Genomic DNA, 10,880 nt, shown 5'->3' with positions numbered 1-10,880 from the left:
CCTCACGAACACGTTCGTGGGCGTATACTTCCGCTGCGGAGTACTGAATTGCACCACCGTCGTACGTCTCGTCGAGGTCGTCTTCGACGACATCGGCCACAGCGGCCTGTTCTGCCGAATCGAGCGCGTCGTACGGTTCATCGTAGCGGGCGTCCGCGTAGTAGTCCCGCATGTACTGGACTTTCAACTCGAGTGCGTCGGCAGTGTAGTCGACGCCGTAGTACGCACCATTGCCCAGTATCGACCCGTGGTTCATCAGGCCGTTCTGCTGGAACACCTTCTTGCCGTCTCGAATCTCGTCTCCACTGACGACGACATCACCGTCGGGGCCGACGACCTCTTCGGGGATGGGTGGGGCTTCCTGATACGCGAACCAGGCACCAGCACCCATCACGACGAGGTTGAAGATGAACACGACGGCTATCGCCTTCGCGATGGTCTTACGCGTGAGTTCCATACAGGAAGTGGTTCACCGTCGAGGGTTTAGGTCGGATACGACGCTTCCCGGAATACGTCACGGCGGACGAAGATGTTCGGGGGCCGTACCCTTCCGCTGCCGAGTGTCAAAAATCCGCAGTGCTCGCGCCAGCCAACGGACCGAAGGAAAACAGACGAACTACGTAGGTTACTCAGATTTCGTCTCTGGGTAGGTTTTGCCGCCCGTCTCGTCTTCTTTCAACCAGAGGAACACGCCAAAGAGCGCCGGCGACGCGATTGCCGCGCCGAACGTCCCGGCGAGTGCGAGTCCACCGAAGTCTTCCATCTTCGGGTCGTCGAACGGTTCGGCTACCTGTGCATTGCTTCCACCGTCACCAGCCTCGGCCACGATAACGGCGCCTTTCATACCGACCGTCTCGTGCGGTGTGCAGGCGTACGTGTACGTACCCGCCTCCTCGAACGTGTGTTCGAACGTGTGACCACTCTCGCTGGTGAGTTGTGACTCGAAGGTACCGTCTGTTTCCACGACGTTGTGTGACCCGCCTTTACCGGTCCACTTCCAGATGACTGTCGTGCCCGGCGAGACGCGAACGGCCGCGGGGCCGAATCCGAACGCCCCGCCGTTCGCCTCGGAACCGACGTCGATGGTCACCCGCTGGAGGCCCGTCTGGTCGGTGACTGTATCGTAGTTCGACGTGTTCTCCAACCAGGTGTCGATGGCTTTACCCTGTGAGGACTCAGTCTCCGACTCGGCGGTTTCTGTGGACGATTGGGTGACACTGCCACCGACGACGACAGCACCTTTCATCCCCAGCGATACGTGTGGAGAACAGACGTACTTGTAGACGCCCTCGGCGTCGAAGGTGTGTTCGAACGTGTGTCCAGCGTCGCCGACGAGTTCGCTCGCGAACGACCCGTCTTCGGCGGTCACGTCGTGGGCACCCCCGTCGCCGGTCCACTTCCAGACGACTGTCGTTCCCGGGTCGACGCGGATGGCAGCAGGTCCGAACCCGTACGCACCGCCGTTGCCATCTGCGCCGACAGTTACTGTCACGGTAGACGTGCCAGTCTGGTCGACGACGCCGTCGTAGTTCGAGGTGTTTTCGAACCACGTATCGAGGGCTGTTTCGCTCGTCTGTGCAGTCGTTGTCTCGGCGACGGTTCCGAGAGCAGACCCAGAGACTGCAGCGCCGCCGAGTAGTCGAAGGACACTCCGTCGGCCGATTGCTGTGGAAGTTGAATCGTTCGTGGTCATGAGTTTCGGTGTCGATGGCGTCGAGATACCTCGCCCGACAGTCGAATCGACGGCCGTGTGATGGAAAACCGGGGACGCTCGTTCCCGAACACCGACCGGGTGGCCGAACATGTTCGCACACACTTTTGACTCTCGCAGTCGAGATGTACGACATACAGATGCCCCGAGCGACACTCTCCCTCACGCTTCCCGAGCAAATCTGGGTGTCCGACCTCTCGAGTCGATACCCCGAGGCGGAGTTCACGGTCCTCGCTGCGATGCCCGCCGAGGAGACGGGCGTTGGACTCGTCGAGATTAACGCGACAGACATCGAACCCATCGTGACCGCGTTAGACGAGTACGACACCGTCGTCTCGGTGACGATACTCGAAGCCCGGCCGGACCGAACGTTGGTCCAGTTCGAGACGACCGAACCACTCTTGATTCTCTCGCTGAGCGAAGTCGGCATCCCACTCGAACTCCCGATTACCATCGTCGACAGTGAAGTCGTCGTCGAGGTTACAGCACCGAGAGAGAACCTCTCAGAGTTGGGTGAACAACTCACACAGTTCGGAATCCCGTTCGACCTCCTCTCGATTCACCAGTCTATCGACACCGAGACACTCCTCACCGACGACCAGTACGAACTCGTCGAGACTGCAATCGAGCGAGGATACTACGATACGCCGCGGACGTGTACCCTCACCGAGTTAGCCGATGCTGTCGGACTGGCGAAGTCGACGACGAGCGAGAAGCTTCACCGGGCCGAAGGAAAAGTCATGAAAGAGTTCCTCGCCCGCGACAGCGTCTCAGTCGAATGAGATACGAAGGGTCTAGCCCCGACCGGATGGGAACTATTCGCCACGGTTCGTCTCTGTCCGAACCTCTGCCCACAGTTCAGAGAGTTGGTCAGACGCGGACCGAGACTGCGAACTGACCGAGAGTTCCAATCCGCCAGAGTGGTGTGTGACGACCACCTCTCGGAACCCGAGAGTGTACTCGGCGGCGGATTGGCCATTGTCGCGTTTGGTGAGAAGTCCTGCGTCGACCATCTGTTCGAGTTTCCGGTAGACGGTCGACCGGGGCATATCACACACGTCTGCGATTTCGCTGGCGGTCATGGGGCTATCGAGTGTTCGAAGCACAGTTCGGCACTGGGTACTCGTAAGCGAGTCGAACACCGATTGGAAGTCTGGTTCGAGCGCCTCAGAGAGCGGATTCGTGGACATCGTCTCAGTTATGGGAGGTATCACACAGCGGGAAGTTCGTGAGTGTTGTACTGGTTCTCCGATACCTATCTCGACGGTAGACGTGAAAGGTGTGGGGGAACAGTGGGATGGTGAATCGAATCGATGGCCGTCGATTCTGACTGGTACGCCCACGGTGCTCGTTTCGGTGGGAGAACCGTAGCGTCGTTGCCGAACATGTTCGAACGGTCTCCGTCAGTGCGAGAACCGCCGAGACGTTATACCGACACCCCCGGCCAACGCCCGAATGCAATGAGCAAGTACGTCGGTGCCCCCGGTTCGACGATGTCTCGTCGCGAGTTCCTCGCTGCCACTGGTGGTGCAGGTCTCCTTGGACTCGCAGGATGTACCGCACCAACGAACGGAGATGCGAACGCAGCAATCGACGACGGCGACACGACGACGGCGTCGGCGAGCAGTTCGGCGTTGCCGTATACGTCCGCACCCGAAGTCGTGCAAGTAGACGAACAGGGCGGGTCGGTGACGCTCAAGAACACGCCCGCCCGTCACGCAGTCCATCCACAGGAGACGATGGGTGGCCCCATCGAGTTCCCGCAGGTCTGGGCGTTCCAAGCAGACGACGGGAAACCGAGTGTTCCAGGGCCGATTCTCCGCACGACAGAGGGGAACGACGTGGAGGTGACCCTCGACAACACTCAAGGGATGCGCCCACACACGGTCCACTTCCACGGGGTGCAAAAGGCGTGGGAAGACGACGGTGTTCCCACGACCACAGGAATCCGCGTCGACCCCGGCGAGAAGCACACCTACACCATCCCGGCGAACGTTCCTGGGACCCACTTCTACCACTGCCACTACCAGACGCATCGCCACATCGACATGGGGATGTTCGGCATCTTCCGGGTCGACCCGAAGGGGTACGAACCCGCGGACAAAGAGTACTTCATGACGGTCAAGGACTGGGACTCACGGCTTCCGAGGCAGATGGCTGGCGAAGACGTGACCTACAGTCCACGCAACCGCAATCCGGACGTGTTCACAGTCAACGGAAAGAGCGCACCACGAACGCTCCACCCCGAAGACGGGTCACCCATCATCGTCGAGCAGGGAGACCAAGTACGCGTCCACTACGTCAATGCCGGGTACATGAGCCACCCGATGCACATCCACAACCATCGATTCCAACTCGTCGAAAAAGACGGGGGCGTCATCCCTGATGCGGCACGGTACGAGAGGGACGTGACAAACATCGCACCCGCCGAACGCCACACAGTAGAGTTCACTGCCGACGCAGACCCAGGAATCTACCTCATGCACTGCCACAAGGTCAACCACGTCATGAACGGGAACTTCTACCCCGGCGGTATGCTCAACGGTGTCGTCTACAAGGAAGCGATGAAGACCGACATCTTCTCGAAGTTGATGGAATACGCGGGGTACGACGCGTGACAGGTTCGAAGTAACTCGGTCAGCCCTGTCTCACGTTCACGCGACGCTCCGAGCATTCGCGGGAGGCTCCAAACGTTCTCGACTGAGGGGACGGCGAAAGTATCTGAGATATTAGGATTATCCAAATAATTTGAGGTGGAGAAAGTTCCCAAATCGACATCAATGGACGGTTAGGTGACACGATTTGGCCGTTCAATTGACGGTTCCGAGGAGTATCGTAGAATCTGACGGTTGATGGGCTACGCGAATCGTCCATTAGTCGTCGGAGAAATCATGTCTAGCGAACCACGAAGACTGTCCATTTACTCGGACGGTACCGACCACCAGTACAGCCAGTTCGTGTCTCCGTTACTGACACATCTAGAACGAACCAAAGACGTCCTCATTCACACCTCGACGTATCTCGTCTTCATCGCGATGGTCCAAGTCGCGACGGTCATGGCCGCCCTCTCCATCGAACCGAATCCTGCTCTCGCCATCATCGGGCTCGTCACCTTCGCCGTCTACATGGGTGACCGAATCGCCGACGTCGACACCGACGAAGTCTCGAACCCTGGCCAGTCGTCGTTCGTGCGAAGACACGAGAGCGTTCTCTCGGTGCTGACCGCCGCAGCGTACGGGTTGGCGATTGCGATATCCGTGCTCGGTGGCCCCGTCGCACTCGGCGTCACACTCATTCCCGGTGCGTTCTGGGTTCTCTACGCCTCAGATTGGCTCCCGACCATCGGGTCGTACTTCAAGCGCTTGAAGGAGATACTCGTCGTCAACTCGGTCATCGTCGCCCTCGCGTGGGCAATCTCGTTGGTGTTCTTACCGCTGGCGTTCGCCGACGCTGCGTTCACGCCCGTCGCTGCCGTCATTTTCTTCTACTACTTCCTCGATACGTTCGTCAACACCGAGATTCCGAACGTGAACGACGTGGAGGCCGACGAAGCTATCGGCGTGTCGACGCTCCCAGTCGTCTTCGGCGTCGACCGGACACGCCAGATTGCCTACGGCCTCGACATCGTCCTCGTCGGGTTCGTCGTCTTCGCGTACCTGCGCGGACTCCTTGGTAGTATCCTGACTCTCGCGATTCTCGTCGGACTCGGCTACGCACTGGTGCTGGCCGCGTTCGTCGGCCGAACCGAACACGAAAGTCGTCTCGGAATCGCGGGTGAAGCCAAACACCTCGTGGTGATGGCGGTCATTCTCGCACTCACCGCGGGCGGGTTCTAATCTCACACCCGGTAGATTCTATCCGTCGTTTTCTCGTCTGAAGATACGCTATCATTTCAGTGACTGTCTCGTCGCATCCGACATTTCATATATCACGGCAGGGTTGTATGCGGTATCTGTGGCGACTGCGATATCTCTGGTACCGTTGTTGTTCATCTCTATCGCCATCGGGTCGGCAGCGACCATACTGGCCTGGCGGGCGCGACCTGAACCCGGGTCGAAACCGCTCGTTGCACTCCTCGTGGCACAGAGTTGGTGGTCCACGTGTATCATCTTCAAACTCCGCGCACCCGCCCTCGATGCGAAACTACTCTGGGCGAATCTCGCGTGGATCGGCGTCGTGGCGATTCCCGTCGCCTGGTTCCTGTTCGCACTCGAATACACCGGGCGCGACGAGTACCTACGACCACGATACGTTGGAGCGCTCTCTGTCGTCCCCGTTCTGACCGTCATCTTCGCACTCACGGGCCAGTACCACGATTTGCTCTACGTTCGACCGACCGGCGCCGAACTGAACGGTGTCGTCTTGTTCGAACAGGGTGGACCCTGGTTCTGGATAACCGCTGCATACACGTACATCCTCGGCGTCTTCGGGATGATACCGATTCTCGGCTTGCTCACGAGCGACGCAGTCGCCTTCCGAGGGCAGAGCGCCGCGCTCGTCGTCGGATTACTCGCACCGTGGGTGACCAACGTCCTGTTTCTGGCCGGCCTCTTACCGACCTCTGGCGTGGACCCGACGCCAATCGCGTTTTCAGTCTCCGGTATCGTCTACCTCGCGGCACTCACGCAGTTTCGACTCCTCGGGACGAGTCCTGCACCAAACAAGCGCGCTCGGCAGTTCCTCTTCGACCGGATGCAAGGCGGTGCAATCGTCGTCGATGCCAACGACTACGTCGTCGACATGAACGACAGTTCCGTCAGGATTCTCGGCATCGACGCGACAGACGTTCTCGGGGGCCCTGCGAACGAGATTATCCCCGAGTACGACCGACTCCCGGAAGATGGAGCACTCCCAGGACACCTCACTATCGGCGACGAACTCGGTGGTCACCCGTACGACGTGACATCGACACGAATCACGAACGTCCGTGGGACACCCATCGGTCGGGTGATTACGTTCCACGATGTCGGCGAGCACCTTCGCCAACAACAACGTCTCGAAGTGCTCAACCGAGTGCTCAGACACAACATCCGAACCGAGACGAACGTCATCTATGGCTACGTCAGTCGCTTCGAAGACGACGAGAACGCCAAGACGGTCAAAGAACGCGCGTTACGTATCGAAGAAATCGGGAAGAAGGGCCGAAAAGCGATCGAACTCTTCGACAAGACCCGCGATAGAACGGAGCCCAAATCGCTCCACTCGCTCCTCGACCGATGTATCGAGTCCACCCGTGACTCGTATCCGAAGGCCACGATAGAACGAAGCCAGCCGAACGAAGACGTCGCTGTCGCGGGGTTGTTGCGACAAGTCTTCTCGAACGCTATCGAAAACGCGGTCGAACACAACCCGAGTGACACACCGCACGTGTGGGTTACGGTCGAGATGGAAGGAGACACCGTCTACGTCGAGGTTGCAGACGATGGCCCCGGCATCGCCGAGTACGAACTGGCGGTCCTCGAAGACGGGACCGAAACCCCACTCAAACACGGGAGTGGACTCGGCCTCTGGATCGTCAAGTGGGGGACCGACATCGCGGGAGGCGAAGTGCGGTTTACCGAGAACGACCCAGAGGGGTCTGTCGTTACCATCGAGGTTCCTGTTCTCTCACGAGACGCTCAGGTCGTCGCCTCGGAACGGTCGGACTGAGCCGTTTCGGACAGCAGACACGCGGTGAAGGAGACGACAAGGTGCGAACTGGAAGCGGAGACCACCACCGAGTACCCAACACTTTTCGTACAAATCGCCGTACACTAAGAGGATAATGAGCACTCTCGAAGATGTCGACTTGGACTTCGTTCCACTCGGCGAGACAGGGTTACAGACGAGCGAACTCCAGTTCGGTACCTGGCGGTTCGGAAAAGAGACCGAAGAGGGGAACGTCGAAATCGGCGAGGAACGCGCCCACGAACTGTTAGACGCGTACGAAGAAGCGGGCGGTCGGTTCATCGACACCGCCGACGTCTACGGCGGCGGCAAGAGCGAAGCGTGGATTGGTGACTGGCTTTCCGACCGTGACCGCGAACGGTTCACTATCGCCTCCAAGATTTTCTGGCAGATTCGAGAGGGAGACCCCAACAGTCGCGGCACCAACCGAAAGAACATCCGGCACCGAATCGATGCGCTCCTCGACCGTCTCGACACCGACTACGTGGACGTGCTGTACATCCACCGCTGGGACGACGACACGCCGACGCGCGAGATGATGAAGACGCTCAACCGTCTCGTCGAAGACGGGAAGGTCCACTACCTCGGTGCGTCGACGATGCGCCCGAACGCGTGGAAGGTTGCGAAGGCGAACGAAATCGCCCGTGCCGAGGGATGGGAACCGTTCACCGTCTCGCAACCCCGCTACAACCTCGTCGACCGCGAAATCGAAGGGGACTATCTCGAGATGACGCGGTCCTACGGGATAGCCGTCTGTCCCTGGAGTCCGCTCGGCCAAGGGTTCCTGACCGGGAAGTACACCCGCGAAGAAGGACTTACGGGCGAGTCACGTGCCGCTGAATCGAGTCGCTTCGAAGAGGCGTACCTCACCGAGGAAAACTTCGACCTCCACGACGAACTCGACGCAGTCGCCGAGGAAGTTGGCGCGACGCCTGCTCAGACGGCGCTCGCGTGGCTTATGCACCGTGACGGCGTCACCGCACCTATCGTCGGTGCCCGGACCGTCGACCAACTCACGGAGAACCTCGCTGCCGCGGCGATAGACCTCTCAGAAGAGCAGGTCCAGCGCCTGACTGAAGCGAAAGCCGGTCCGTACGCAGGGTTGTAGTTCGAAACACAGTATACCGAGACCGCATTTGTAGACACTCTACCGGGCTCATTCGAGCTCTTACATCCGCGACGGTACCGAGAGTTACATTCGCGAGGGTACCGGGATTTACATCCGCGACGGTACCGTGTGCGTCGTCCCTCTCGGCTTCGACGTGCGTTACACCGCCGAACGAATCCGGTCACGAATATCGAACCGCCCGGATTGTTCCGCTTAGCTTCCACCGGAGCGGTTACGCTTCCTCCGCCGTCCGAACAAGCCGAGGACGACACCCAGAGCGAGCATTGCGGCACCCACGCCGAATCCAGGCATCTCGGACGTGGTCGTCTGTGTCGCCGCCGGTGTCGGCGTCTCCTCGGGAGTCGGTGTCGATGTCGGTGTGGCTGTCGGCGTCGTCTGCTGTGGCTTGTGAGTCGCGACAGCAAGAGACCCGAGGTTGGTGCCCCCGACTTCGAACACGACTTTCGCTGCCGTCGTTTCGACGTGGTCGATTTCGACTGCAGTCCACGTGCCGTCAGAGAGACTGTACGCAACCACGTCAGCGAATCCGACGTCTCGGTCGTCGAGGACAGTTCGGTCGACAGAGAATCGAACCGTCGTATCTGTGCCTTCGGCCCCCACTATCGTCACGAACGCCATGGGCTCACCTTGCGTCGAAGAGAGAGCAGTGCCAGTTGACGACGTGCTTCCAGTCAGACGGATGGTCCTCTCGCCGTCTGCATCGGGACTGATGCTGACGTGTTCGACGGCGACACCAGTCGTGCCAAGGGCACCGTCCTCGATGGCAGTCGACAGCGGTTCACCCGCAGACGCGTTGCGGATGTGAACCACGAGTCCACCGTCTTCGAGTGACGAAACGTCGACAGTCGGTGTTACGTCGGTCGATTTGTCCGTGGTCCCGCCGACGGCGGGGGCCGAATCGTCGTCTCCTGAGGAGTCAGAAGGACCACTGTCGTCAGTCGACGATGTGTCATCGTTTCCGTCGTTCCCAGTCGATGGATTGGCCCCACCCCCCGAAGACGCCGTATCGACGGTGAACGAGATGGTCTCGGTGTGGGTGTTCCCTGCTTCGTCTTCCACGGTCACGTCGAGCGTATGACTGGACCCGTCGGTCAACCCAGTCGCCTGGAATTCGACGTAGTCGCTCGTTATCGTGGTCGCCGAATCCGCGGTTACGAGCGTCTCGTCGAAGAGGACTGCAACCGTGCTCACGTCCACGCCACTCTGGGCGTCTTCGTACTCCACGCGAAGCGTCTGCGAAGTGGTGCCGGCGGACAGTGTGTGACCATCAACTGGAGTCGTCGCAGTAATCGTCGGTGCCGAGTTGTCGATTGCGACAGCACCGTACGTCGAGAAGTGCGAGACGTTTGCCACCCAGTACTCGTCGGTGATCCCATTGATGGTGACGTTTTCGACCGTCGTCGGAACGTCTTCCCACTGGCTCGTCGTCTCGTTGAAGTACCGGATGGTCACGTCGTCGACGTCCGTGTTGGTGTTCGTGAGAAGTGACTGGTCGACAGGGATGCCGATGACGGCGTAACTGAGGTTGTCAGAGAGTCGCTTTCCGAGTGCCGCGTTCAGGAACTTCACGCCTGCCTGTCCGCGAACGAGCGGTTCGGCCGATACGCGACGTTCGGTCATCGTGACGAACGTGTCGTTGACGGGTTGCCCGGTTGTAAAGCGGACGAACAACCCCGATGGGAGTATCTGAGCAGTGATGGTGTTGTTGCTGTCGGTGCTGTGAGATTCGATGAGGCTCGACGCGTTGTCGGTTCCACGGTTCCCTGCGAAGTCGACGGCTGATGTGGAGACGTTGTACTGTCCATCTGTCGAGGGTGAGAACGTCCCGTTCCAGTGAGTCCCTTCGTCGACCATCGTGACGGCGTCCACAGTGCCGTCTGGATGTTCCACATCGACGACCATCGAGGCAGGTCGAACCGTCTCGGTGGTATCGACAGTCACGTTTGCCGTCGTCGCATCGACTCGGATAATCGTCGCCGCGATACCGGGTGCAGTTCGGTCGACGACGACGGTGTCGGTCGCGGTCTGGTCTGCCGAGTTGCCGTCGTCGTCACCGGCCGTTACGACGATGTCGTAGCGACCATCGTCGTGAATCTGACTCGACGCGAACGACGCCGTCCAGTTGTGCGACGTGCCATTGTAGGTCGCGTGATTGGTCTCTCGATACTGCGAAGCGCGTGAGTCGAGGGAGACCTGGACGTCACTGACGTTTCCGAACTCGTCGGACGCGTTGACTTCGACGTCCACTGTCTCGTTCGCGTAGACTGTCGTTCCATTCCGGTACGAACCGTCGACAGAGACTGCGTCGATAGTCGGGGCGCTATCGTCGTAACTCGTTCCGGCGAGCGGGACGTACACGGCGGGTTCGTCAGG

Annotated in this window: 8 protein-coding genes and 1 pseudogene; 5 read left to right on the top strand and 4 right to left on the bottom strand. The window is 59.7% G+C overall.

Annotation, left to right across the window (positions count from 1 at the left end):
* Together AUR66_RS13850 and AUR66_RS13845 are read right to left on the bottom strand one after the other, a co-directional pair.
* Window positions 1–457 (bottom strand): annotated as a pseudogene (locus tag AUR66_RS13850) (nitric-oxide reductase large subunit); the annotation flags it as partial.
* Between the two features lie 168 nt (window positions 458–625).
* Window positions 626–1,693 (bottom strand): halocyanin domain-containing protein, encoded by a 1,068-nt coding sequence (locus tag AUR66_RS13845; protein WP_058572886.1) that lies wholly within the window; start codon window positions 1,691–1,693, stop codon window positions 626–628.
* A gap of 158 nt (window positions 1,694–1,851) precedes the next feature.
* Between AUR66_RS13845 and AUR66_RS13840 the strand changes: the two genes are divergently transcribed.
* Window positions 1,852–2,493: a helix-turn-helix domain-containing protein gene (locus tag AUR66_RS13840; RefSeq protein ID WP_058572885.1), complete on the top strand. Its 642-nt coding sequence runs from the start codon at window positions 1,852–1,854 to the stop codon at window positions 2,491–2,493.
* A gap of 33 nt (window positions 2,494–2,526) precedes the next feature.
* Here AUR66_RS13840 and AUR66_RS13835 read toward each other — a convergent pair whose 3' ends face one another.
* Window positions 2,527–2,901, bottom strand: a complete 375-nt coding sequence (locus AUR66_RS13835; RefSeq protein WP_058572881.1) for a winged helix-turn-helix domain-containing protein — start codon at window positions 2,899–2,901, stop codon at window positions 2,527–2,529.
* Window positions 2,902–3,171: 270 nt separating this feature from the next.
* Between AUR66_RS13835 and AUR66_RS13830 the strand changes: the two genes are divergently transcribed.
* The 4 genes from AUR66_RS13830 (at window position 3,172) to AUR66_RS13815 (ending at window position 8,486) form a co-directional block, all read left to right on the top strand.
* Entirely contained in the window at window positions 3,172–4,329 is a 1,158-nt protein-coding gene (locus AUR66_RS13830) for a multicopper oxidase domain-containing protein (protein ID WP_058572884.1), read from the top strand.
* 273 nt (window positions 4,330–4,602) lie between these two features.
* Window positions 4,603–5,547: a UbiA family prenyltransferase gene (locus tag AUR66_RS13825; RefSeq protein ID WP_157533133.1), complete on the top strand. Its 945-nt coding sequence runs from the start codon at window positions 4,603–4,605 to the stop codon at window positions 5,545–5,547.
* Window positions 5,548–5,665: 118 nt separating this feature from the next.
* Window positions 5,666–7,360, top strand: coding sequence for a sensor histidine kinase (locus AUR66_RS13820; RefSeq protein WP_231727896.1), 1,695 nt, complete (start codon window positions 5,666–5,668; stop codon window positions 7,358–7,360).
* Between the two features lie 115 nt (window positions 7,361–7,475).
* Window positions 7,476–8,486: an aldo/keto reductase gene (locus AUR66_RS13815; protein ID WP_058572880.1), complete on the top strand. Its 1,011-nt coding sequence runs from the start codon at window positions 7,476–7,478 to the stop codon at window positions 8,484–8,486.
* 213 nt (window positions 8,487–8,699) lie between these two features.
* Here AUR66_RS13815 and AUR66_RS13810 read toward each other — a convergent pair.
* A partial coding sequence (locus tag AUR66_RS13810; RefSeq protein ID WP_157533131.1) for an Ig-like domain-containing protein occupies window positions 8,700–10,880 on the bottom strand: 2,181 nt, incomplete at its 5' end.

The organism is Haloferax profundi (genome assembly GCF_001469865.1).
Taxonomy (GTDB): domain Archaea; phylum Halobacteriota; class Halobacteria; order Halobacteriales; family Haloferacaceae; genus Haloferax; species Haloferax profundi.
This window is presented reverse-complemented; position numbering and strand designations above follow the sequence as displayed.

Coding starts and splice junctions, on each gene's coding strand:
- AUR66_RS13840 (WP_058572885.1), top strand. CDS start 1,852: ATGCCCCGAGCGACACTCTCCCTCACGCTTCCCGAGCAAATCTGGGTG.
- AUR66_RS13815 (WP_058572880.1), top strand. CDS start 7,476: ATGAGCACTCTCGAAGATGTCGACTTGGACTTCGTTCCACTCGGCGAG.
- AUR66_RS13845 (WP_058572886.1), bottom strand. CDS start 1,693: ATGACCACGAACGATTCAACTTCCACAGCAATCGGCCGACGGAGTGTC.
- AUR66_RS13825 (WP_157533133.1), top strand. CDS start 4,603: ATGTCTAGCGAACCACGAAGACTGTCCATTTACTCGGACGGTACCGAC.
- AUR66_RS13830 (WP_058572884.1), top strand. CDS start 3,172: ATGAGCAAGTACGTCGGTGCCCCCGGTTCGACGATGTCTCGTCGCGAG.
- AUR66_RS13835 (WP_058572881.1), bottom strand. CDS start 2,901: ATGTCCACGAATCCGCTCTCTGAGGCGCTCGAACCAGACTTCCAATCG.